This is a genomic window from Winogradskyella sp., assembly GCF_965228925.1.
GTDB lineage: Bacteria > Bacteroidota > Bacteroidia > Flavobacteriales > Flavobacteriaceae > Winogradskyella.
Map to the genome: position 1 here is coordinate 2,844,106 of NZ_OZ245845.1, position 22,867 is coordinate 2,866,972.

Consider the following 22,867-nt stretch of genomic DNA (forward strand, 5'->3'; position numbering starts at 1 on the left):
CATTAATAATTGATACATTATGTTTTGATCAGATTCTTCATTTTATTCAGAATGACACTTTTCAGACTGCCTCCTGGTCATGGAATTATTAAACGTGGTCGTTTAAGTGATGGTGTTCATCAATTAAGGGACCGCCTTCTATGATTTGATTGGAAGCTTCACTTGCAAATTTTTCAAAGTTCAAGTGGAAAGAATGGGCTAATTGAATAGCCTTACTTATATAAGCTCCTTTTTGTAACCAAGTATTCATAGGATCTAACATTTCTGTTGGAACATTAGGACAATACTTTGGCATAAATAATCCAAATATTGGATGTTGTTCATAATCGACATTGTCTAAGTCTCTATTAAGTATGGCTGTAATCATAGCTCTTGTATACTTCAATTTTATACGAGAGCCTACACCGTATGGGCCACCGCTCCATCCTGTGTTTACCAACCAAACGTTCACGCCGGCTTCTTGCATTTTTTTACTTAGCATTTCTGCATAAACTGTGGGGTGTAGTGGCATAAATGGCTCACCAAAACATGCAGAGAATGATGGTACGGGTTCGGTAATTCCTGCTTCTGTACCTGCTACTTTAGCGGTATAGCCAGAAATAAAGTGGTATGCGGCCTGACCCGGTGTTAATTTAGATACAGGTGGTAATACACCGAAGGCATCACAGGTTAGGAAGAAGATATTCTTAGGATTATCCGCATAAGATGGGATTTGGATATCTTCAATATGGTAAATAGGATAACTCACACGTGTATTTTGTGTTATTGAGCTATCGAAATAATCCACTTCATTATTGTCCTTGAAAATTACGTTTTCTAGGATGGCACCGGGTTTTATGGCTCTATAAATGTCTGGTTCTTTCTCTTCTGTTAGATCGATACATTTGGCATAGCAACCTCCTTCAAAATTGAAGATTCTATTTTCAGCAGTCCAACCGTGTTCGTCATCACCAATCAGTTTACGATCTGGATCGGCAGAAAGCGTCGTCTTACCAGTTCCTGATAAACCGAAGAATATCGCAGTATCTCCATCTTCACCTACGTTTGCAGAACAGTGCATAGGCAATACATTTTTATCCACAGGTAATATCATGTTTAATGCCGAGAAAATCCCTTTTTTCATTTCACCAGTATAAGCAGAACCGCCTACCAGTGCTATCTTCTTAGTGAAGTTAAGAATAGAGAAGTTACCTTGTCTCAATCCATATTTTGCAGGTTCCGAGCATTCATAACCCGGAGCACAAAGCACTAACCATTCTTCTTCAAAGGTTTCTAGTTCTTCAGGTGTTGGTCTTAAAAACATATTGTAAATAAACATGTTGGACCAAGGATATTCAGTTACGGTTCTTACACCCATTCTGTATTTAGGATCAGAACAAACAAAACCATCGCGAACGAAAATCTCTTTTCCGCTGAGGTACTTTTCGATCTCGGATTGTAGGTAATCAAAATTCTCGGGCGAAATGCCTTTATTGGTTTTTCCCCACCAAACTCTGTCTCTAGTATAATCATCTTTGACTAAAAAGCGGTCTTGAGGTGAACGTCCTGTGAATTTTCCAGTATTAATGGCTAAGGTACCATTTGCAGTTTCTTTTCCCATTCCTTTTTCAACGGTAATGGCTTGTAATTCTTCTGGCGTTAAGTTCCAATGTGCAGTTGTGTCCTTAAGGCCGTACGCAGTAAGGTCTTTAGTTTTCATAATCGGTTCTTTTAATAATGTTTCCATGAGTTAATAATTTAAAATGGCCAAATCAATGGCACTAATACTAATGTCGTTATTAAGAAGAGTAGCAGTAGTGGTGCTCCTACTTTTACATAATCAATAAACTTGTAGCCCCCTCCGGTCATTACCATAGCGTTGGTAGTGGTACCAACGGGTGTCAAGAAAGCGGTTGAGGCACTTATGGCCACGGCAATCATAAATGGCGCTGCGGATAGACTCAAAGTATTTGCGGCAATGATAACAATAGGTGCCATAAGTACGGCTGTCGCTGAATTGTTGATGACTTGACTAAATGTCGTGGTTAAGAAAAAGACACCGCCGAGTAAGACAATTGGATGTAGATTTCCTAAGGTCTCCACTAAGCCATCGGCAATAAGTTGTGCCGTCCCCGTTTTTTGTAGTGCTAATCCCATCGGGATCATAGCGGCAATCATAACAACGCTAATCCAGCTTATACCTTTGTACGCCTTGGTTATAGGGACACAACCCGTCACTAAAATAATGCCTGCAGCAATCAATGCGGCGATAGCACCGGGAACAATTTTAAACACCAGTAAGCCTATCATCAGTACAAGGGCAAAAAGGGCGATATAGGATTTATAAGTAATATTAGTCACTGTTTTCGCCATCCCTTCAGGGCTTCCAATAATGACAAGATTTTCGTGATGCGCTTTTAATTGCTCTATGTCACTCCAGATGCCTCGAATCAAGAAGGCGTCACCAGCCTTGACTACAACTTCACGGTCGGTAAATGGTTTATTATTTCGAGATGCGGCCATGAGTTGTACCCCAAAACGTTTAAAGAAGCGACCGACTCGCACTTTTCTGCCTACTAAAGTCGATTTTGGAGTGACTATAATTTCGGTCATACCCACCTCTTGATTAATTAGGTTATTACGAAGCTCATCGGCAATAGGCTCTAAGGGTAAAAGCCCCAATCTAAATCTGATCATTAAAGCATTAATGGCTTTAGTATCTCCCTTTACAGTGATGATATCGTGGTATTTAAACTCGGTGTCGTTAGAAGGAAATTCTATAAAAGGCTCGTTACCCTTTAATACATTGGGGTGGCGACGTTTTATCCTTAGGATAGAAACTTGATGCTCGTCCTCAAAATTCCATTTACCAAGGGTTGTTCCTAATAATGGCGATACAGAACGCACTCTAAGGCGATAATAGTCATCATCCACTTTATAGGCTTCAATCCATTTGTGAAGCGTAGAGCTGATGTCTACAGGTTTATTATTGGTCTTATTGCTTGGTAGTAATCGATATCCAATATATCTGAAATAAATCAGTGCGATAAGTAATAAAGGCAGGCCTATTAAGGCAAATTCAAAAAACGAAAAACCTTCTAATCCACTTTCCAACATGGTATTATTGACAATAATATTGGGTGGTGTTCCAGTTAATGTCAATAAGCCCCCTGTGTTCGATCCAAAAGCTACAGGCATTAAGAGCTTAGAGGGTAGGGTACCGATACTCCAGGCTGAAGAAATGGTAACAGGCATTAAGGTGGCAACGGTTCCCGTATTACTGACTACTCCAGAGAGCAATCCTGAACCCAATGTGGTAATGAGTAAGAGCTTGGTCGTACTTTTACCTGCCATTTTTATGAATTTTTGCCCTGCTAAAGCTGTCCAGCCGGTTTGGGATAGCCCTTCTCCTATAATAAACAAAGCGGCTATCATAATAACCGTAGGATTACTAAAGCCGCTTAAGGTTTCCGGTAAATCTAAAATTCCGAAGAGAAACAGACTTAACATAGAGAGCAGAGCGATGATATCTGGAGTGAACTTGCCCCAGATGAAGAGTATAATCGTAGTAATTAAAATAATTAGCATTAAAGTCATTTCTAGAGTGTTTTTGCGTTACACCTTAAAGTTAGAAATACTACCGTAAAGTTACTGGCAATGTGGAGCAATTATTATGACGAATGTCATGCTTTTTTGGAATTGCGAATTATTCAATTTTAGTCATGTATTTAAGAAGGCCAATGGAGAGAATTTAAACGAAACCGTTTGCGAAATGAAAAGAAAATGGGATTCTATATCCTTTTTAATATTTTTGACATCAGAGAAAACTGAAATCCAGATGAAATTAGACATTTTAGCCATTGGGGCGCATCCAGATGATGTAGAATTAGGTTGCGGAGCGACCATTGCTAAGGAAGTAGCAAATGGTAAAAAAGTTGGCATAATAGACCTAACTAGAGGGGAGCTAGGCACCCGTGGTACTGCAGAGACACGTGATGCAGAGTCTGCGGAAGCGGCCAAAATCCTCAATATAGCTGCACGTACGAATATGGAATTTGCTGATGGGTTCTTTGTTAATGATAAATGGCATCAAATTGAACTTATTAAAGAGTTACGAAAGTATCAACCAGACATCGTGTTATGCAATGCCGTTGAAGATCGCCATATCGACCATGGCAGAGCAAGTCAATTAGTCAGTGATGCTTGTTTTTTAAGTGGCTTGCGAAAAATTGACACCAAGCACGATGATGGGGATGATTGGCAATTGCCTTGGCGACCCAAAGCAGTGTATCACTATATTCAATGGAAAGACTTAGAGCCAGATATTGTTGTTGATGTCACTGGATTTATGGACAAAAAGATGGAAGCGGTACTGGCCTACAAAACCCAGTTTTTTGATCCGGATAGTAAGGAACCAGAAACACCCATCTCGAGCAAAAACTTTACAGATAGCATCAAATACAGAGCTCGAAACTTAGGAAGACTTGTCGGCACTGAATACGGTGAAGGCTATACAGTTGAGCGGTATCCTGCGGTAGATTCTTTATTTGATCTTATATAGGACTACAAAAAAAGCCCTTCATTTCTGAAAGGCTTGGTCTTTTTGGGTGGAAGATCGGTCTCGAACCGACGACCTCCTGAACCACAATCAGGCGCTCTAACCAACTGAGCTACAACCACCATTTTAATTAGGATTGCAAATGTAAACGATTTACGTTTTTCTGCAAAACCTTTTTTTACTTATTTGTTTTGTATCCCATGGTTTTAGTATTTCCAAAGGACTTATCAACTTTAATACGTTCTTTTCGATTAGCCAATTCCCAAGCCGTATGAAACACGAGTCGTGCTCTATTTTGCAATAAATCGTATTCGATTTTATCTGGGGTATCACTCGGTCTGTGATAATCATCATGTGTTCCATTAAAATAGAAAATCACAGGGATATTATTCTTAGCAAAATTGTAATGATCCGATCTGTAATAAAAACGATTGGGATCATTATCGTCGTTATAGGTATAGTCTAGTTCAACATTGCAATACTTTATATTGACGGCTTCTGAGATATTGTGCAATTCTGTACTCAACTTATCACTGCCAATGAGATATACATAATTTCTATCACCCTCTTCGCGCTTTGGATCTGTTCTACCAATCATATCGATATTTAAATTAGCGACAGTATGTTCTAAAGGAAATATAGGATCAATATCCGTATAATGCTTTGAGCCTAAAAGCCCTTTTTCTTCACCAGTAACATGCAGAAACAACATGGAACGTTTTGGTCCATGACCATCTTTTTCAGCCAATTTGAAGGCTTCTGCAATTTCGACAACTGCAACCGTACCCGAGCCGTCATCGTCGGCACCATTATAGATTTCACCATTTTTAATGCCTTCGTGATCCAAGTGTGCAGAGATGACAATCACTTCGTCAGGATGTTCTGTACCTTTAATGTATGCCACTACATTTTCTGAGGATACTAATTTCGAAGTACTCTCTATGGACAAATCCATATTTGTATTAAGCACTTTTGGTGTTTCATCTTCTAAAAGTTGACTATGCAAGGCTTTACCTAAGGTTTCACTCACCATAAGCATCATCATGTCTTGTTCATTGCTCTTTAAACTTAGTCGTCCCGATACGCCAGCCGCTGCTTGTCTTTGATAGTAGGGCGCATATCTCTGGAATAAATAGTCGTCGACATAAATAAGGCCTTTAGCACCATTATCCTTTGCTGCATCACGTTTACTGGATAGTGATTGGCGCCCATTCGTCCATTTGGTATTCTCTTTACTGCCCGTCGTGATATAGTTGCCTTCTGCATCCTTGGGTTCTCCTGCCTTGGCTAGTACAATTTTACCTTCGACATCTATATCCTTATAATCTGAGTAGTTATCGGCGTCTATGCCATAACCGACATAGACCATAGCGTCTTCCGATATATTGACATTTCCAGAGGCTCTTAATACGATATGGTCGTCAAAACTTTGAAAAGGGGTGCCATTCACAGAAATTTTCGCTTCAGCTACACCTTGCTTTTCTAAAGGGACTTCCTGGAAATAATCATAATTACCTAAAGGTGTACTAATACCCATTGATTTGTATTGATCCTTTAAATACGCAACAGCCAATTTCTGACCTTTTTCTCCGGTATTTCTACCTTCAAATTCATCAGAGGCATAGGTGTATAAAAGGTCCTTTAATTCGTCTGAAGTAATAGTAGTTGCATATATTGTGGGGTCAATTTGTTCTGCTTCATTCATCTGTATAGCAGCCGTGCTGCGCTTAGATGAGGTACCACAATTTACCAGTAGGACTGAAATGCCAAACAGTAATAGTGTCTTTTTCATTACAATATAAATTAAATAGGAGTTACTTTTTTAAACAAAAGTCACTCAAAAAGTGGATTGCTAAAAATACAAAAAATCGAGGTTGAGCGCTTTGGGGCATTTCGCTTTCGGTAAACTTTAACACTATATGACTTCTGGATTTAAACGAACTGGGGAATTTGCCAAGTACCAAGCCGTGGCGAAGATAAGCTTTGTTCGTTTTTCCAAAAGAGGGTAATTAATTTTATCTGCGGTATCTGTGGGCTTTGTATAGTCTTCGTGTTCACCATTAAAAAAGAACACCACGGGAATGTCTTTTAGCGCAAAATTATAATGATCGGATCTGTAGAAGTAACGGTTAGGGTCACTATCTTCATTGTATTTATAATCCAAGTCTAGGTTCACAAAATTAGAATTGGCTTCTTGTATGATGAAATGAAGTTCGGTACTTACACGATCTGCTCCAATAACATAAATATAATCTTCATTGTCTTCATGTCTTTCATCAATACGGCCAATCATATCAATATTTAAGGTGCTAACGGTGTTTTCAATGGGAAAAATGGGATGAGCTGTATAATACCGTGAACCATGCAGTCCGACCTCTTCTGCGGTGACATGCAAGAACACAACGCTTCGTTTAGGGCCATAGCCGTCTTTGGATGCTAGTTTAAAAGCTTCGGCCATTTCAAATACAGCCGCTGTCCCCGAACCGTTGTCATCTGCTCCAGCATATATTTTTCCGTCAACGATACCTTCGTGGTCCGAATGTGCCGAAATATAAATGTATTCATCCGGAAATTCCGAACCTTCAATATAGGCGATAACGTTTTGTGATGCACTTAAATCATCAGGTAAAGCCTCTGCTGGCACTGTTTGATAGTAATCAGGATGCGATTCAGGGGCTTTTATATTCAGTGATTTGTAATAATTTCGGATATAGTCGCACACTTTATCATGACCTTCTTCTCCCGTCATTCGACCTTCGTACTTGTCATCGGACACCTCTTCAACATAGGTTTTTAGCTGTCCTGCGTTTATGGTACCCATATAGTACTCAACCCTACTTTTATCATCGTAAGATATACTATCTTTTAGCTGATCTATCTTTTCGCTGTGACGAAGTGTAGAACAAGAACCAACAAGAACAAGCGCGGAGGCAACTAAAAATTTCATGTAACTATTTGATTTGCGCAAAAATAAGCTAAAACACGATATATTTTCTTAGCTCATCAAGGAAATTTTATAAATTCTCGTCAATATCGAGATCTTCCAGGATTTCTTTGGAATCTTCTAGATTTTCTTCATCGCGTTGCTCGAGTTGTTCTGTATCTCCAATCTCTGTCGTGGCGTTAATACTTTTGTAAATGGTTAAAGCCAAGGCAATGATAACCATTAGAAAGATATACTGGATGGTTTTAGTTTTGGCCTTCTCTTTTTTTGAAATGAATAGTATGACCATTCCACTAATAAATGCGACGATAATAGGTGCTATGGCCAAGTTAGAGAGTGGGGTAACCGCTAAAATGACCGCTAAAAGTGCCGCTATAAAACCTAATATGATGAATAATTTTTTAATCATTCTGTTGTATTATTAAGAATGTTCTGTTTAATTTTTTAGTCCAGAAGCGGACTCAATCTTTAACTCTCCATTTCCGACTGGAATTTTAAATCTTGCATATACCGGAATTTTATTGGCATCCGCGGTTAGCCATAATAAGTTATCATTGTTCCCTTTTAAAACGCCACTTCCTGTCATGGATAAAGCCAGTTTGTAGCATTCCTTTTTTCCAATTTTTGTAGAAATGGTTTCTTTGCCTAAATATTTTAAAGTGATGATTTTTTCGCTGTTGTCAAAGAGTACTGTAAAGTTTTGTTGATCGCCTGGACTGGCTTTATGTATATCTAAGTTTCTTATATGATACAATGTGCTTACAATATCTCTAGTAGCGGGTTTAATCTTTACGCTTTTCTTCTCATCCCAAGTCGTACCATCTTTTCTTTTTTTACGTTTTAAGCTGTTGACGAGTTTAGACTTATGGTTATACTTGTATTGCATAAATTTATAGTAGCCCCCTTCACTGATATCTCTTTTGTACAAATAAGGTGTGAGTGTTTTTGGGTTAACATAACTTTCGTACAGGTCTCTAATTTTAAAAAAGTCATCCCATTTTTTATAGGTAGTCGCTGTACATTTTAAACGCATTAAGGTGCTTTTGGATGTTTTTACCTCACTGGTCTCCATTTTAACCTGCGCAATATTGGTCAACAAACCTGACATGTTGTAAGATGCAGAATACACCAGTTTCTCGCCAGCGGCAATCGTTTTATTCTGTGCAAAACTAAAGGCTGTAAAAAAAATGATGGCAAATAATGCGTAATGTTTCATAAAGATGGGTTTGTGATACTAACGTATTTAATAACATATATTGTGCCGAAAATACAACCCATAATTTAATGTTGCTAATTTTATTTTGAAATCAAGAGGGCTAATTAAACAGAAAAAACTAAAAAAACCCTTTGGCAACATCAAAAAGGGTTTTATATTTGCACCCGCCTACGAAACGCTTTTGGCGATTCTTTGACAGGCAAGCCCGTTAAGGCAAAAGCAATAGACACTGGAGAAATGGCAGAGTGGTCGAATGCACTGGTCTTGAAAACCAGCGAGGGTCACACCTCCGGGGGTTCGAATCCCTCTTTCTCCGCAAAAGGAATCCACAACGTTAGTTGTGGATTTTTTATTTCAAGCATGTCGAAAATTTATTTTCGTAAATGATTGGAATTAAAAATAAAACCTCGAAGAGGTTTTTGGATTCTATGCTTGCCCAGGATAACCTTCTGGGATCATTGAAAATAATCCCTCTTTCCCATAAAAAAATCCGTAACAACAGTTACGGATTTTTATTTCTGTATATAGTTTGATTTATAAACCTTACACCGTCAAATCCGTCTTACGCTTATTAAGCTCTTTAATAAATGGTTGCTTTGTCAGCACCTTATCCGTAGCGTTTCTTATGGCATTTGCCAAAGCGCCTCCAGCAGGTGGTAAGCCAGGCTCACCTAAACCAGTAGGGGACAACTCATTGTCTACAAAATAAGTGTCGACGATCGGAGTTTCTTTCATTCGTATTAAGCGATAGGTATTGAAATTAGTATCATCAGGTTTTCCCTTCTCAAAAGAAAAATCTCCGTACATGGCATGTCCTATACCATCAATGACTCCGCCTTCAATTTGATTTTTTGCGCCCGTAGGATTGACGACAATACCACAGTCTACAGCAACTGTAACTTTTTCAACTTTTGGTTGTCCATTGTCTAAAGAAATATCAACGACTTCTGCTACATGGGTATTATGACTATAATAGGCTGCAAATCCTTGATAAGTATTGGAATTAGGTTTTCCCCAGTTGCCTTTTTCAGCGGCAAGCTTTATAGTATCAATCATACGTTTTGCTGAATACTGAATGTTAGGATCTTTGCCGTCCTCAACATTAGCTAATAAGTCCAATCGTAATTGTACGGCATCTGTATTTAGTTCTATGGCCAACTCATCAAAAAAGCTTTGCTCTGCAAAGGCCAAAAAGTTGGTATATGGTGCCCTCCAAGCTCCTGTGGTGATATTACTTTTATAATTTCCTGATTCAACTTTATAGTTAGCAATAGCGCCGGCCGGAAAGAAATTAGGTATTAATCCATACATGTTGGAATTAATGGCAGCTTCCTTTAAATGATACCCCGTGACTTTACCATCTTTTAATGAAGCTCTAATTCTATACTTAATTGCAGGCCTATAAATCCCTGCAGCCATATCATCTTCGCGAGAAAAAATCACCTTGACGGGCTGCTTGGTCAAATGAGAGATCTCGGCAGCTTCGAGTACGAAATCCCCATAGAGACGTCTGCCAAAACCACCACCCATTCGTGTCATTTCCAAATGGATATCTTCTTCATTTCTGTCAATTAAATTGGCGACTCTTCTTGCCGTTCCAGCGGGAGTTTGTATGGGGCCGACTAAATGCACTTTTTCATCAGTGACATTTGCATAGAAATTCATGGGTTCCATACAGTTGTGAGGAAGAAATGGGGACTCATAGGTCCGCTCAATAATTTTATCGGCTTCGGCAAAAGCCTTCTCAACATTACCATCTTCTCTGCGCACATCCAGATTTTTGCTATCTAGAATTTTATTGAGTTCTTCATCATGGTCCGAAGTACTTTCTAGAGTTCCATCATTGGCCCACTCTATATCTAATGCTTTTTTTCCCTTCATTGAAGCCCATGTATTAGAGGCTAATACGGCAATTTTATCACCAAATTTTATAACGTCTGATACGCCGTTAACAGCTTTAGCTTTAGTGGCATCAAATGCTTTGATTTTCTGGCCAAATGCTGGCGGACGCGCTACGGAAACATATTTCATTCCTTCATTGGTGTAGTCTAGTCCAAATAACGGCTGACCCGTAATGATAGCATCCATATCTACATTTATAGCATCCTTGCCAATAATCTTGTAGTCTTTTGGAGATTTGAGGCTTACATTTTCCGGTACTTCTAGTGTAGCCGCTTCATTAACCACATCGCCATAGCCTAAAGTATCGCCACTGGCATTGGTTATAACGCCATCAGAGGCTTTGCAAGTCGATGCATCAACTCCCCATTTTGTAGCTGCAGCATTTATCAGCATCTGCTTTGCCGTAGCACCAGTTTGCCTTAAGGCATCCCACCCAAAACGAATGGACTGGCTACCACCTGCGACTTGTCTCTGAAAATTTTTTGTATCTAAATCACCTTGCTTAACCGTGACATGTTCCCAAGGCACATCGAGCTCTTCGGCAATAATCATTGGCATAGAAGTTTTAACACCTTGTCCAATTTCTGGATTGGGTGAATAAATGGTGACATAGCCGTTATCTGCAATCTTAATAAAGGCGTTAAAATCGTTGAAGTTTAATTTTGATATGTCTACAGGCGGTTTAGCCGTTTCTTTACAGGCTGTTAAGAAATTAAACCCAATCAATAATCCACCACTGGCCAAGGCAGAAGTCCTTATAAAACTTCGTCTGCTAAATGTTACTTTGTTTTGATCTTTCATAATTGTTGGACTTAAGACATTTTCTTAGCAGCTAAAGCCACTGCTTTTTCAATTCTATTGTAGCTAGCACAACGGCATATATTGCCGTGCATGGCATTTCTAATCTCCTCTTTTTCCGGACTTGGATTTTGCTTTAAAAAGGAGGTAGCGGTCATGATTTGACCCGCTTGACAATAACCGCACTGCGGAACATCGAGTTCTTTCCATGCCTCTTGTACCGGTGTAAGTTTATCTGTGGCCAATCCTTCAATGGTGGTGATTTCAGAATCGGTTAAACCCGATGCTGGTACGGAACAGCTTCGTATGGCAACACCATCGACATGAACGGTACATGCACCACATTGTCCTATGCCACAACCGTATTTGGTACCCACCAAATTAAGTTCATCTCTAAGCACCCATAATAGGGGCGTATCGTTGTCTACGGTAACAGATACACGATTACCATTGACCTTTAAATTAAAACTCGACATTATAAATAATTCTATTATTCGCTTAAAATTAAGAAATTATGAGCATTTTTAGTACAGGTAGTTCGTTAACATTTATAAAAAACTGGAATAGTTAAACCCTAAAATGAGCGATTTTTTAAATCGGTTATCGTTAAAACTTTTAGATTATTGAATTTATATTTTGATTTGAAGTCTTCTAAACAATAATCTCTTACAACCAGAATAAGGTTGGGATGTGCTTTTTCAGTAGTATTCTGTAAATGCAGAAGTAATTGATGGAAACCTAAGTTTTTTTTTATTTCCAAGGGACCTATTTCATCGAGCACAATGACATCGGCTTTGTTAAGATGCCAGGCCTTCTTGATCCGTTGTTCGACATAATCAAAGCTGTCTTTGGCAAAATTATATTTTCCTACAGTCAAATCTCCATCGCTTTTCTCCATCGCTAAAAGCTTCCCTGTTTCGATCTCCAGAAACATACGTTTTCCGTTAATATCTGGTGATAAAAAACCGACAACATTAGATGTCTTTTTTACCCATTCCTGCAATGCTGTTGTTTTGCCGCTTCTGATCCTATCAGATAAGATGTATATTTTAGTGTTGGTCATCTTCGGAAAAATAGAGTGATAAGCTCAACCAGTGAATTACAAATGATTTTGAGCGTTTTATGACCTGCTTTTTATTGGATGACAACTGCAGTGCTAAACCAACATAATTTTTAATATCGGGCATCAAGGTCATAATCGTATTTAATGTCTTTTGGTTTTTTACTTTTTCCTTGTTGGCCCATTTCTGAATAAGATATTTAAAGATAGGGTTGAAGAGAAACAAAAAGAAAACAATGGCGGCAAGTGTTCTTAAGATAATCGTTAAGGCCTGCTTATGCATACCAGAAAACAAAAAAACGACAGATGAAAACAGCAAAAGACCAATGATGAGTCCTACGCGCTTTCTTTTCCGTTTTTTTACGGGGTCTTTATTAGTCGCTAATTCCAAATTCATATGCTGTAATGACTTTGCAGTTTTGAATACATTTTCTGGGAGTTTAAAGGCAAAGCTACCAGCAAAAACCCCAACGATGAAATACAATAGTCCGTAAAACACTAAAAATAGCCATGGTAATTCAGTGATCCAATCGGCTTGTAACTTGTCTTGAATACCATCAAAAAACCGTTGGATGGATACCCATAGATTCATGCCAAATATAATGGTAAGTGTTAGTATCTTTTGAAATGCAGACTCTAATAAAGCCAATGCACCAAGGCTCATGGCCGTCATTTTATTAACTCCAAATACACTATACAAACTGGCCCCAAGTACCCCTTGAAACAGTACAGCAACATAGGCCATTGGAGGTGAATGGGGACTGGCCATCGCCTTTATGAGTATAACAAGTATAGTCGCTTTTATAATGGAATTGAACCTATTCGTATTGGATTTTGCGATATAGGTAATAATGATAATGGCGAAACTGCCTAAAAGAATACCACTAAAAGGAATTTTTGCCGCATGTAACAAGCCGCCCAAACCACTTTCACTTATGGCCCAAACGGCTATGAGCTTTGTGTTGAGTAATTTTGGCTGCGATTGAAATACGAGCATATTATGCTTTTTTGACTCTATTGATTAGTTCTTTATAGTCCTCTTGAGTGTCTACATCAAACAATGTCTCTGTTTTTAAACCAATAATGTTATCCCCTTGTGAATTTAAAAATTCTTTTGCGCCTTGATCTCCTTTCAATTCCGTTAAATCTGAAAAATAACGTTTTGGGATGACGATTGGTACACCAAAATTACCGATATAATCTGTAGCAACAATTTTTCTTTGCTGGGCTTTGTATGTGGCAATAAGCTCATTAAAATAAGCTGGTGGAATTAGAGGTTGATCTCCTAATGTAATGAGTATGGCATCAATATGTTCTCTATTTATGCGTTCAATTCCACATTTTATACTTGAACTCAATCCATTTTGATAATTAGGATTGACAATGACTTCGATCTGATGTTTTTTAAGGTATGGCGCAATGGATTCTGCTTTAGCTCCTATGACACAGTAGACCTTGTCCACATCCGTTAACTTCACATTTTTTATAACATATTCTAGCAGTGTTGTTTTTTGTAAGGGCAATAGTTGTTTTAGAACACCCATACGCGATGAACTTCCTGCCGCAAGAATTAAGGCTGCAATGCGAGATTTAGGCATAAGTTTTACCAGAAAGTGTTCTCAATGAAACCGGATTTGTATTACGAACTATGGCTAATATTTCAGAAAGGATAGATAGAGCAATTTCTTCAGGGGTAATGGCACCGATGTTTAATCCTGCGGGACTGTAAATCCTATCTAAAAATGCCTCGTCGAGCTCTTCTTTATGGTCCAACAAATCATTTAGCAATCGCTCTCTTCGCTTTGCGGACCCTAAGATACCGATATATTTAGCCTTTTCCTCTACCAATCTTAATAGGTATTTTAAATCTAAAGCATAATTGTGTGTCATTACAACCACAATTGTTTCGTTGTCAATGTTTAGGTCCACTAGTTCTGGCGTACTATCTATTACGGATGTTGCACCGGGAAAATCAGACCGTTGTTTTGGGTCGTTTATTGATGCTATGACATCGATTTCCCAACCCAATAAGGATGACATTTTGCAGAGTTTCACGGCATCATGTTCGGCACCAATAATTATCAATCTTGGACTGGGGTTTAAGGCTTGTGAAAATTTTTGAAGGCCTTCAATATCTATAGTTTTGTTAAATGGGTAGGTATAGCCATCTTCTAATCTAAAAACACTTCCATAATTGCCGATGGCTTCATCTTGTGTTGAAAAATAGGAATCTAGGATAAATGTTTTGCGTGAATCCAGAGTCTTTTTAAACACGGTTGTGAACACTTCAGTAATAGAGATTAGTTCAATTAATATATATAAAGTGCCTTCGCAGCCCAAGCGGTATCGGCCATCGTAAGTCATCATTTTAGACTTGCCGTCCTCGAAAACAGATGTTGTCTGTCGTCTTACTTCAGCTTCAACACATCCACCACTGACGGCACCCGTCATTTTAAGATCCTCAGAAATGAGCATTCGTACCCCTGGCTTTCTGTACGAAGACCCTTCGAGATAGACTACGGTGGCTAGTACGCTCTTGAGACCTCTTTCTTGATTGGCAATGGCTTGTGCAATTATATCTTTGAATTCGTGGGTCATTTTGGGTCGATTCGATGTGGATAACAAAGTTTATAAAAATACAATTTTATTTATCAATAAAACATACGACTTAGTTAAAGCTTCTATGGCTATTCATAATAACTTAGCATTATTCCTTAATTTTGTCGAAAAGAAAAAGATGTCCATAATAGATCATTTAAAATGGCGCTATGCCACTAAAAAATTCGATAATTCAAAGTTATTATCCACTGAACAACTTCAAATACTTAAGGAGGCATTTAACCTTACCGCCTTGTCCTACGGTTTGCAAACCTTAAAAATGGTGATTGTTGTGGATAAAGCGATTCGTGAAGCCTTGGTGGAACATGCTTATGGGCAGCGGCAAGTGGCAGATGCCTCTCATCTCCTGATATTGTGTATTCAAAACGATATTGATGATACCGATGTAGAACAGCATTTTGGTAATGTGAAAAAAATAAGAAATACGCCGGATAGTGTTTTAGAACCTTTTGAAAGCGGTTTGAAGACTACAATTAATAATATGCCAAGCGAGAAGAAGGTTAATTGGGCTTCGAAACAAGCTTATATTGCCTTAGGAAACCTTATGACCGTTTGTGCTGTCGAAGGTATTGATGGATGTCCTATGGAAGGTTTTAGTCCAGTCGAAATTGATAAGGCCTTAAAACTAGATACCTATGGCTTAAGTTCTGTTTTAATGTTTCCTGTAGGTTACCGCGCGGAGGACGATATGTTTGCCGAGCTTAAAAAAGTAAGAAAATCTCTATCCGAAACCATAATTGAATTATAAAAGATGCGTCTAAAACGTCTTCAAAAGGTTATATTTGTTTGATAACATATAACTATAGATTTTTATGCCTGGATTCGAATTATTTGGTGATTTAGAACGTGCAGAAGTTAATGATGTATTAGACAATGGCGTGCTCATGCGTTATGGTTTTGATGGCATGCGCAAAGGCCACTGGAAGGCTAAGGAATTGGAGTCAGAATTAACCAAAGCTTTCGACTCTAAGTATGTACAATTAGTATCTAGTGGGACAGCTGCCGTAACTGTAGCATTGGCATCTGCTGGAGTAGGTGCAGGTGATGAGGTGATTATGCCCACATTTACCTTTGTGGCTAGTTTTGAAGCCATTATGATGCTGGGAGCCATTCCTGTTTTGGTCGATATTGACGCTACTTTGACCTTAGATCCAAAATCTGTTGAAGCAGCTATAACTTCAAAGACTAAAGCCGTTATGGTGGTGCAGATGTGTGGGAGTATGGGTGATATGGATGCTTTGAGGTCTGTTTGTGATAAGCACAATTTGATTTTTGTTGAAGATGCTTGCCAGGCTATAGGAGGAAGCTATAAGGGACAACCTCTGGGAAGCATTGCCGATATAGGTTGCTTTTCCTTCGATTTTGTAAAGACGATTACCTGCGGCGAAGGCGGTGCCGTAGTTACAAACCATAAGGATTACTATATAAATGCCGATCATTATTCGGACCATGGGCACGATCATGTTGGTAATGATCGTGGCGCTGAAACACACCCTTTTTTAGGATACAATTTCAGAATTTCCGAATTGAATGCTGCCGTTGGTTTGGCTCAGGTGCGACGATTACCGGAGTTTATTCAAATTCAGAAAAGAAATTATACCATTATCAGAGAAGCACTTTCTCAAATTCCAGAAGTGGAATTTAGAAACGTACCAGAAGGCGGTGTAGAAAGCTATGCATTTTTAAACTTCTTCTTACCAGATTTAGATACAGCTCGGAACGTTTCAGAGGCCTTTAAGCAAAACGGTATTGATGCCTGTTTTCATTACTATGACAATAATTGGCATTATATAAGAAAGTGGGACCACCTTAAGAATCTTAAATCATTGTTCCCCATATCAAAAGAAGTCAAAGAAGGATTAAAATACCTTCAGACAAAAACGTTTCAGCAATCGGATTCTTATATAGCTAGGAACATATCCTGCTTAATAAAAATGTCTTGGACACAAGAAGACGTTGAAAATCGCGCCAAAAAAATGGCAGATATCATCAAAGAATCATGCCATATCGTCTCTTATTAGTGATGTACAGTTTTTGTATAGGTCACTTTCTAGTAATTAGTTCATAGTATTTCTATTTTTAGGTCAAACTAAATACTATGAAGATAAATTACACGCTTGCATTGCTGTTTTCTTTTTCAATGGTTTCATTGTTTGCACAGCAAATGCCCATTGATTTTTCAGACAATTCACATACTTTTAATGTTTGGGGTGGCAGCACATTTGCCATTGTGCCTTCACCAACAGATGCCAGTAACCCTACTGGGGAGTTTTTTCGATCAAGTTCCGCACTAGAGCAAGGCCATTATATCGATTTATCCCAACCTATTGATCTAGATGCTGAGGATGAGATTACACTGCGGTTTTATGCCTTTGATCCTAGTGCGCACACTGTGGTTGTTAAATTAGAGAATGGCACAAATCCTGATATTGAAGTTAGTGTCGCCGTTCCATCAAATCAAAATAATTGGTCGGATCTCACTTTCGATTTTTCTACGGTAGGCGGTAGCGGTGCCTATAGTAGATTGGTCATAAGGATAGATGATGGCAGTACTGTGCCGGGAGCATTCCGTATCGATGATATTAATGATAACTCGGTTCCAAGCGACCCTCATGAGTTGGATGTGATTTACACAGACTTGGTTTGGTCTGATGAATTTGATAGCTCAGTTCAGGCAGCTGTTGACGACACGAAATGGTACCACCAAACTTTTGGTCCCAATGGTGGACAGTGGTTTAATGGTGAGGAGCAACATTATACGGATCGACTAGACAATTCATTTGTCGAAAATGGCTTTTTAAACGTTGTTGCCAAGAGCGAAACCTTGACGCAAGATGGAGTGACCTTAAACTATACATCGGCTAGGTTAAATTCGAAATTTGCCTTTACATACGGTAGGGTAGATGTTAGGGCAAAATTACCAGCAGGCGATGGTACTTGGCCAGCGATATGGACACTGGGGAAAAATGTTAATGAAACAGGCGCTTATTGGCAAACACAGGGCTTTGGAACCACAACGTGGCCAGCATGTGGTGAATTAGATATTATGGAGCATGGCTTAGGGGCAACAAATCATGTCAGTTGTGCCATACACACGCCATCGAGTTTTGGCAATACAATCAATACACAATCCTTTACTTTAAGTGATGTCGCCAATGATTTCCACATCTATTCTATGAATTGGTCACCAAATCAAATTACCTTTATGATTGATGGTGTAGGTTACTATACCTATAACCCTGCGGTTAAAGATGCAGACACATGGCCTTTTGATTTGGAGCAATATTTAATTCTGAACGTAGCTATGGGTGGTTTTGCGGGTGCCATAGATCCTGGTTTCATTGAAAGTCCTATGGTTATTGATTATGTGCGCGTATATCAAAACACGGGATTGAGCATTGATGACGTATTTGAAGCTAGATTTAGCGTTTATCCCAACCCAACTTCGGATTATATTAATATTGAAACCGACGAAACCATCACGCATGTTGAACTTTATAATACTTTAGGACAACGTATTATTCAGCGTTATGGAAGTACAAAACGCATCAATGTCGGAGACTTAAAATCTGGGGTTTATATTTTAAAAATCCACTCAGGAGACCGTTCAATAACTAAGAGGGTATTACTAGATTAACGTGAGTTCGATATATGTATAAATATACACCTAGTTGTAAAGTAGTTAATAAAATATAAGAACCTTGTCATTCCGAACGAAGTATGAGGAGGAATCTCATTATCCTGAGATTTAGCTGCGCTGAACCTTACGGTTTTGCTTCGCAGAATCTAAAGATTTCTCGTTCCCCTCCCGATAGCTATCGGGATCGGGGTCTGTCGAAATGACAAACGTCTGAAAATTAAGAGTTTGGGGTATATTAATATGCAATTCTTATCTTGACTTCACCTTAGACTAATAATTAACGTAGTCCACAATCTCCAGGCCATAACCAATCATACCGACGCGCTTGGTTTGTAGACTATTAGACATTAGTTTGAGCTTACTTATTTTTAAGTCGTGAAGTATTTGGGCACCAATACCAAAGTCCTTGCTATCCATAGGTATTCTAGGTGCTTTTACTAATTTACCCTCAACTTGATTTTCCTTGAGTACAGCAAGACGGGATAGGAGATTCATGGATTGTGCCTGCTGGTTTATGAAGATAATAGCACCTTTCCCTTCAGAATTGATGGCATTGAACATGTCGTCTAATTTCTGATCAGCATTATTGGTCAATGTACCTAATATATCATTATTGACTAAAGTCGCATTAACTCTTGTCAATACCGACTCGTTAGATGTCCAATTGCCTTTGGTTAAAGCAATATGAACTTGATTATTGGTAGTTTGTAAATAGGCTCTTAGTCTAAATTTACCAAAGCGTGTTTCTATATCAAAGTCCTCTTTTTTCTCTATTAAAGAATCGTACTCCATACGATAAGCAACTAAGTCTTCGATAGATACTATTTTTAGATCGAATCGTTTGGCCACTTCCATAAGTTGTGGCAGGCGCGCCATAGTGCCATCTTCATTCATTATTTCTACAATAACCCCTGCAGGTTCAAAACCGGCCAAACGCGCAAAATCAATGGCAGCCTCTGTATGGCCTGTACGCCTTAAAACACCTCCTTCTTTCGCAACTAATGGGAATATATGGCCAGGTCTCGCCAGTTCGAAGGCCTTGGTATCTTTTTTTACTAAGGCTGTTACGGTTTTTGCCCTATCACTTGCAGAAATTCCCGTACTAACACCATTTCCTCTTAAATCTACTGAGACGGTAAATGCCGTTTCCATGGGATCTGTATTGTTCCTTACCATCATGTTCAGCTCTAATTCTTCACAACGATGTTCGGTGAGCGGTGTACAAATTAAACCTCTACCATGAGTCGCCATAAAATTGATCATTTCTGGTGTCACTTTTTCAGCAGCAGCCACAAAATCACCTTCATTTTCGCGATTTTCATCGTCTACAACAATGATAACCTTGCCTTGACGAATATCTTCAATGGCCTCTTCAATAGTGTGTAGCTTGGTTTGTGTATTCATAGAATTTACAGTCATCACAAGGATTTTATACGAAACAAAGATACGCTTATTTTATATTCTGAATACAACTTTGGTAGAAGTCGTGTTCTATCTTATTTCTAAGGATGACATACTTTAAAGGGTAGAGCGGCAAGGATAGCACTAAAAGAATTGGATTTATGCGTTTGTCTTTTTGTCCAATGGTTTTATAGAATGTTGAATATACATAAGCGTCAACAACAACGTAAATTGCAAAAAAGATAAATGCTATAATGCTTAAGTTAATCGAAGCATCCGCAATTACAGGTAATTTATTGTTTTTAAAAACAAAATGTAAGCCTAGTAAAGCGCCTCCAACAATAAAACTGACCAAGCTTGTTTTTGAGTAATCTTTATAGTCTTTTAATAAACGCTTTCCTTTAATGATATTATCGCCCACTTCAAGACCTTCTTCCTTTAGGTTTTCAAGGGGGATATTTCTATTCAGTAAATTATGTAGGGCAATTTCCTTAGGTTTTTTATCTAGGTCATATTCCCCTTGCTGTTTAATTACATTAACCAATTCTTCAACTGTATATCTTTTGTAATAATTATAAGATTTGGTTTCACTTTCCGAGAGCTGTAGTCTATTTTTTGGTGTAAACAATCGTTTTAAAGGCACCAAAATGGCATCAAATTGAAAAACGCCTTTATCATTGGTAGTTCGATAAGTCAAATACACACTCAAAGGAAACATGACCATAGTAGAAAGCCATGAGCCTATTATTGGGCTAAAACTCCCTTTTTCTGCACTTTTCTTGGCAAAAATGCCGAAGAAATGATAAGATAAGAATATGACCATTGCTATTACAATAGGCAAACCAAGACCACCTTTCCTAATTAAAGCGCCAAGTGGAGCCCCTACAAAAAAGAGAACGATACAGGCGAAAGCCAAAACAAATTTGTCATGAAGGGCAATAATATGCTTATTTAACCAAATCGCTTTGGTTTCAAAATTTTTCTTGTTAGAATCTAGAATCTGTCTTGTACTATTGGCAGAGTTGATGGCCAAATTTACGATTTGAACTTTTTTGTTCGCTCCAAAAAGGTCGAGTATTTCACCTTTATATATGGAGTCTTTTTTAGTGATATTGATGTTTGCATTAAGTGCAGCATAAGTTGAACGGTTGTAAAGGGTTTTTGCTAAATAGCCATAGTCCTTATTACGTTCCTCTTTTAAGGTATCTATGGCTCTGTTGAGCTGATTAATATTCAGCATATTATAACGGTCCGTAAAATTCTTTTCATCGAGATCTTCAGAGTTCAAGATTTCTAAATCGACATTAATGGTGTACGAATCAAAATAACTTTTTGCATGAGGTTTGTTCTGATTTTTACGGGCATCTTTATTGACTATTTCTTCATAATAGTTACCATTAGTTAGTTCTAATTGCAAGATATTAGAATCTGGTGTACTTTTTAATTCTCCTTTTTCAGAAACAATAACTATGTAATTTCCAGATTTTGAAGAGCTTTTTTGATGCATGACTACACCCTCTAGAAACTGCCCTCTGTCTCCACTTTTTTTATCGACTTTAATATTGATATTACCGATTTCATTAAACTGACCTTCAGCTATCGCCAATGCGGGTTTTACCTTAGCGATATTTCGTCTTAGGTTATAAAAATTGAATTCGCCCCAAGGGATGACGTTGTTGGCAAAAAAGAAGCAGGCAACACCAAGGGCCACTATAAAAACACTAAGACTACGCATGGCCCGCTGTAGGGAGATCCCTGTGGATTTCATGGCAGCAAACTCATAGTTCTCGGCAAAATTTCCAAATACCATTATGGACGACAACAAAATGGTTAAGGGTACTACTAAAGGAATTAGTTTGGGGATATAATACAATATGAATTTAGCCGTAACTGAAATATCCAAGTCTTTACCGGCGAGTTCAGAAATATAGAGCCAAACTCCCTGTAGTACAAAGATGAACATGAATATAATTAAGACGCTAAAAAACGTTCTTAAAAATGTGATAAGTATGTACCTATCAAGTATTTTCACTTATTTGCGTTTAAAACCTTAGTCGATTCTGTTAATAAAGTAATCGTCGTATTTACTCTCGTCAAATGTAAATAAGGTTTTTGAGATAGGCTGGTCGGTTTTAAAAGAATTAACAGTTAAGGTTGTTTTCGTTCCATTTTTGCCGACCTCTATAAGATTGTAGATATGTTTTGTTGTGGCGTCAATCCCCAATAGCACATGTTTAATTTCAGAGTTGGTGTCCATGGGACTCAGTTTGACATACTGGATTTTTCTGCCTTTTACATTTTGAACAATATCCATTCTATAAATATAGCCCTCTTCATAAAACGATAGCATTTTACTAGGTGTAATGGTACCTTCATCTTCTGTGTTGTCTGAAGAAATGGTCACTTCCTCGTCTTCAGGACTAATCGTATACAGGGTTTTCCCATCATAGATTCTGGTCACCCCTAAAACATTAAGCTTATATTTTTCGCCTTCAATGACCACATCACCTCTGGTTTCTTGTTTAATATTCTCACTCACATTATTGAGCTCATATTTAAAGTCTAAACTTATATTCTCGTAGGCCTTTATGATGTCGCTCACTTCATTTAGTAATGTTTCGGCATTTGCATCACTTTGGGCAAAGCCTAGCATGCCTAACCCTAAAAATAATACTAGAACAAATAGTCTCTTGCTCACAAGATTTTTGTTGTTCTTATTGCATTCGTGAATCTTCGATTTCATTTTGTTA

General features: G+C 38.3%; 19 protein-coding genes and 2 tRNA genes. 5 read left to right on the forward strand and 16 right to left on the reverse strand.

Translation table 11 applies throughout. The features are described from left to right. Nucleotides 1-88: 88 nt before the first annotated feature. Both pckA and ACO052_RS11685 read right to left on the reverse strand, forming a co-directional pair. A complete protein-coding gene (gene pckA / locus ACO052_RS11680) occupies nucleotides 89-1,726 on the reverse strand; it encodes a phosphoenolpyruvate carboxykinase (ATP) (RefSeq protein WP_422103942.1) in 1,638 nt (545 codons plus the stop codon). Nucleotides 1,727-1,737: 11 nt separating this feature from the next. Next, on the reverse strand, nucleotides 1,738-3,576 hold the full coding sequence (locus ACO052_RS11685) for an SLC13 family permease (RefSeq protein ID WP_422103944.1): 1,839 nt from the start codon (nucleotides 3,574-3,576) through the stop codon (nucleotides 1,738-1,740). Nucleotides 3,577-3,817: 241 nt separating this feature from the next. On the opposite strand from ACO052_RS11685, the gene bshB1 reads away from it, so the two are divergent. Beyond that, the gene (bshB1, locus tag ACO052_RS11690) at nucleotides 3,818-4,540 is read left to right on the forward strand and encodes a bacillithiol biosynthesis deacetylase BshB1 (RefSeq protein WP_422103945.1); all 723 of its coding nucleotides are present in this window, start codon (nucleotides 3,818-3,820) and stop codon (nucleotides 4,538-4,540) included. A 44-nt stretch (nucleotides 4,541-4,584) separates the two neighbouring features. Here the strand turns inward: bshB1 and ACO052_RS11695 are convergent. The 5 genes from ACO052_RS11695 to ACO052_RS11715 all read right to left on the reverse strand — a co-directional run bounded on the left by ACO052_RS11695 (nucleotide 4,585) and on the right by ACO052_RS11715 (nucleotide 8,697). Continuing rightward, a tRNA-His gene (locus tag ACO052_RS11695) sits at nucleotides 4,585-4,660 on the reverse strand. Nucleotides 4,661-4,715: 55 nt separating this feature from the next. Beyond that, nucleotides 4,716-6,329, reverse strand: coding sequence for a M28 family peptidase (locus ACO052_RS11700; protein ID WP_422103946.1), 1,614 nt, complete (start codon nucleotides 6,327-6,329; stop codon nucleotides 4,716-4,718). A 123-nt stretch (nucleotides 6,330-6,452) separates the two neighbouring features. Further along, on the reverse strand, nucleotides 6,453-7,484 hold the full coding sequence (locus ACO052_RS11705) for a M28 family metallopeptidase (RefSeq protein ID WP_422103947.1): 1,032 nt from the start codon (nucleotides 7,482-7,484) through the stop codon (nucleotides 6,453-6,455). Between the two features lie 67 nt (nucleotides 7,485-7,551). Then, nucleotides 7,552-7,890, reverse strand: coding sequence for an FUSC family protein (locus tag ACO052_RS11710; RefSeq protein WP_422103948.1), 339 nt, complete (start codon nucleotides 7,888-7,890; stop codon nucleotides 7,552-7,554). Nucleotides 7,891-7,917: 27 nt separating this feature from the next. Next, a complete protein-coding gene (locus ACO052_RS11715; RefSeq protein ID WP_422103949.1) occupies nucleotides 7,918-8,697 on the reverse strand; it encodes a DUF3108 domain-containing protein in 780 nt (259 codons plus the stop codon). A 231-nt stretch (nucleotides 8,698-8,928) separates the two neighbouring features. Between ACO052_RS11715 and ACO052_RS11720 the strand changes: the two genes are divergently transcribed. After that, nucleotides 8,929-9,013 (forward strand) — tRNA-Ser (locus ACO052_RS11720). 227 nt (nucleotides 9,014-9,240) lie between these two features. Here ACO052_RS11720 and ACO052_RS11725 read toward each other — a convergent pair. The 6 genes from ACO052_RS11725 to ACO052_RS11750 form a co-directional block, all read right to left on the reverse strand. Continuing rightward, nucleotides 9,241-11,400, reverse strand: a complete 2,160-nt coding sequence (locus ACO052_RS11725; RefSeq protein WP_422103950.1) for a molybdopterin cofactor-binding domain-containing protein — start codon at nucleotides 11,398-11,400, stop codon at nucleotides 9,241-9,243. Between the two features lie 11 nt (nucleotides 11,401-11,411). Beyond that, the gene (locus ACO052_RS11730; RefSeq protein ID WP_422103951.1) at nucleotides 11,412-11,873 is read right to left on the reverse strand and encodes a (2Fe-2S)-binding protein; all 462 of its coding nucleotides are present in this window, start codon (nucleotides 11,871-11,873) and stop codon (nucleotides 11,412-11,414) included. A gap of 98 nt (nucleotides 11,874-11,971) precedes the next feature. Beyond that, complete coding sequence (locus tag ACO052_RS11735; protein WP_422103952.1) at nucleotides 11,972-12,460, reverse strand: nucleoside-triphosphatase; 489 nt, start codon at nucleotides 12,458-12,460, stop codon at nucleotides 11,972-11,974. After that, complete coding sequence (locus tag ACO052_RS11740; protein ID WP_422103953.1) at nucleotides 12,447-13,454, reverse strand: hypothetical protein; 1,008 nt, start codon at nucleotides 13,452-13,454, stop codon at nucleotides 12,447-12,449. The genes ACO052_RS11735 and ACO052_RS11740 overlap by 14 nt, the downstream gene beginning before the upstream one ends. A gap of 1 nt (nucleotide 13,455) precedes the next feature. Then, on the reverse strand, nucleotides 13,456-14,055 hold the full coding sequence (locus tag ACO052_RS11745) for a nucleotidyltransferase family protein (RefSeq protein WP_422103954.1): 600 nt from the start codon (nucleotides 14,053-14,055) through the stop codon (nucleotides 13,456-13,458). Then, nucleotides 14,048-15,055: an XdhC family protein gene (locus ACO052_RS11750; RefSeq protein WP_422103955.1), complete on the reverse strand. Its 1,008-nt coding sequence runs from the start codon at nucleotides 15,053-15,055 to the stop codon at nucleotides 14,048-14,050. The genes ACO052_RS11745 and ACO052_RS11750 overlap by 8 nt, the downstream gene beginning before the upstream one ends. A gap of 85 nt (nucleotides 15,056-15,140) precedes the next feature. On the opposite strand from ACO052_RS11750, the gene ACO052_RS11755 reads away from it, so the two are divergent. The 3 genes from ACO052_RS11755 to ACO052_RS11765 all read left to right on the forward strand — a co-directional run bounded on the left by ACO052_RS11755 (nucleotide 15,141) and on the right by ACO052_RS11765 (nucleotide 18,713). After that, nucleotides 15,141-15,824, forward strand: coding sequence for an NAD(P)H-dependent oxidoreductase (locus ACO052_RS11755; RefSeq protein WP_422103956.1), 684 nt, complete (start codon nucleotides 15,141-15,143; stop codon nucleotides 15,822-15,824). 64 nt (nucleotides 15,825-15,888) lie between these two features. Then, entirely contained in the window at nucleotides 15,889-17,097 is a 1,209-nt protein-coding gene (locus tag ACO052_RS11760; RefSeq protein ID WP_422103957.1) for a DegT/DnrJ/EryC1/StrS family aminotransferase, read from the forward strand. A 77-nt stretch (nucleotides 17,098-17,174) separates the two neighbouring features. Beyond that, complete coding sequence (locus ACO052_RS11765) at nucleotides 17,175-18,713, forward strand: family 16 glycosylhydrolase (protein WP_422103958.1); 1,539 nt, start codon at nucleotides 17,175-17,177, stop codon at nucleotides 18,711-18,713. 273 nt (nucleotides 18,714-18,986) lie between these two features. Here the strand turns inward: ACO052_RS11765 and ribB are convergent, their stop codons facing one another. The 3 genes from ribB to ACO052_RS11780 all read right to left on the reverse strand — a co-directional run bounded on the left by ribB (nucleotide 18,987) and on the right by ACO052_RS11780 (nucleotide 22,860). After that, nucleotides 18,987-20,135, reverse strand: coding sequence for a 3,4-dihydroxy-2-butanone-4-phosphate synthase (gene ribB / locus ACO052_RS11770; protein ID WP_422103959.1), 1,149 nt, complete (start codon nucleotides 20,133-20,135; stop codon nucleotides 18,987-18,989). Nucleotides 20,136-20,166: 31 nt separating this feature from the next. Beyond that, on the reverse strand, nucleotides 20,167-22,080 hold the full coding sequence (locus ACO052_RS11775; RefSeq protein ID WP_422103960.1) for an LptF/LptG family permease: 1,914 nt from the start codon (nucleotides 22,078-22,080) through the stop codon (nucleotides 20,167-20,169). A gap of 87 nt (nucleotides 22,081-22,167) precedes the next feature. Continuing rightward, entirely contained in the window at nucleotides 22,168-22,860 is a 693-nt protein-coding gene (locus ACO052_RS11780) for a LolA family protein (RefSeq protein ID WP_422103961.1), read from the reverse strand. Nucleotides 22,861-22,867 lie beyond the last annotated feature (7 nt).

Coding starts and splice junctions, on each gene's coding strand:
- ACO052_RS11775 (WP_422103960.1), bottom strand. CDS start 22,080: ATGTTCATCTTTGTACTACAGGGAGTTTGGCTCTATATTTCTGAACTC.
- ACO052_RS11730 (WP_422103951.1), bottom strand. CDS start 11,873: ATGTCGAGTTTTAATTTAAAGGTCAATGGTAATCGTGTATCTGTTACC.
- ACO052_RS11765 (WP_422103958.1), top strand. CDS start 17,175: ATGAAGATAAATTACACGCTTGCATTGCTGTTTTCTTTTTCAATGGTT.
- ACO052_RS11760 (WP_422103957.1), top strand. CDS start 15,889: ATGCCTGGATTCGAATTATTTGGTGATTTAGAACGTGCAGAAGTTAAT.
- ACO052_RS11700 (WP_422103946.1), bottom strand. CDS start 6,329: ATGAAAAAGACACTATTACTGTTTGGCATTTCAGTCCTACTGGTAAAT.
- ACO052_RS11740 (WP_422103953.1), bottom strand. CDS start 13,454: ATGCTCGTATTTCAATCGCAGCCAAAATTACTCAACACAAAGCTCATA.
- ACO052_RS11745 (WP_422103954.1), bottom strand. CDS start 14,055: ATGCCTAAATCTCGCATTGCAGCCTTAATTCTTGCGGCAGGAAGTTCA.
- ACO052_RS11750 (WP_422103955.1), bottom strand. CDS start 15,055: ATGACCCACGAATTCAAAGATATAATTGCACAAGCCATTGCCAATCAA.
- ACO052_RS11710 (WP_422103948.1), bottom strand. CDS start 7,890: ATGATTAAAAAATTATTCATCATATTAGGTTTTATAGCGGCACTTTTA.
- ACO052_RS11735 (WP_422103952.1), bottom strand. CDS start 12,460: ATGACCAACACTAAAATATACATCTTATCTGATAGGATCAGAAGCGGC.
- ACO052_RS11780 (WP_422103961.1), bottom strand. CDS start 22,860: ATGAAATCGAAGATTCACGAATGCAATAAGAACAACAAAAATCTTGTG.
- ACO052_RS11755 (WP_422103956.1), top strand. CDS start 15,141: ATGGCTATTCATAATAACTTAGCATTATTCCTTAATTTTGTCGAAAAG.
- ACO052_RS11705 (WP_422103947.1), bottom strand. CDS start 7,484: ATGAAATTTTTAGTTGCCTCCGCGCTTGTTCTTGTTGGTTCTTGTTCT.
- bshB1 (WP_422103945.1), top strand. CDS start 3,818: ATGAAATTAGACATTTTAGCCATTGGGGCGCATCCAGATGATGTAGAA.
- ACO052_RS11725 (WP_422103950.1), bottom strand. CDS start 11,400: ATGAAAGATCAAAACAAAGTAACATTTAGCAGACGAAGTTTTATAAGG.
- ribB (WP_422103959.1), bottom strand. CDS start 20,135: ATGACTGTAAATTCTATGAATACACAAACCAAGCTACACACTATTGAA.
- ACO052_RS11715 (WP_422103949.1), bottom strand. CDS start 8,697: ATGAAACATTACGCATTATTTGCCATCATTTTTTTTACAGCCTTTAGT.
- pckA (WP_422103942.1), bottom strand. CDS start 1,726: ATGGAAACATTATTAAAAGAACCGATTATGAAAACTAAAGACCTTACT.
- ACO052_RS11685 (WP_422103944.1), bottom strand. CDS start 3,576: ATGACTTTAATGCTAATTATTTTAATTACTACGATTATACTCTTCATC.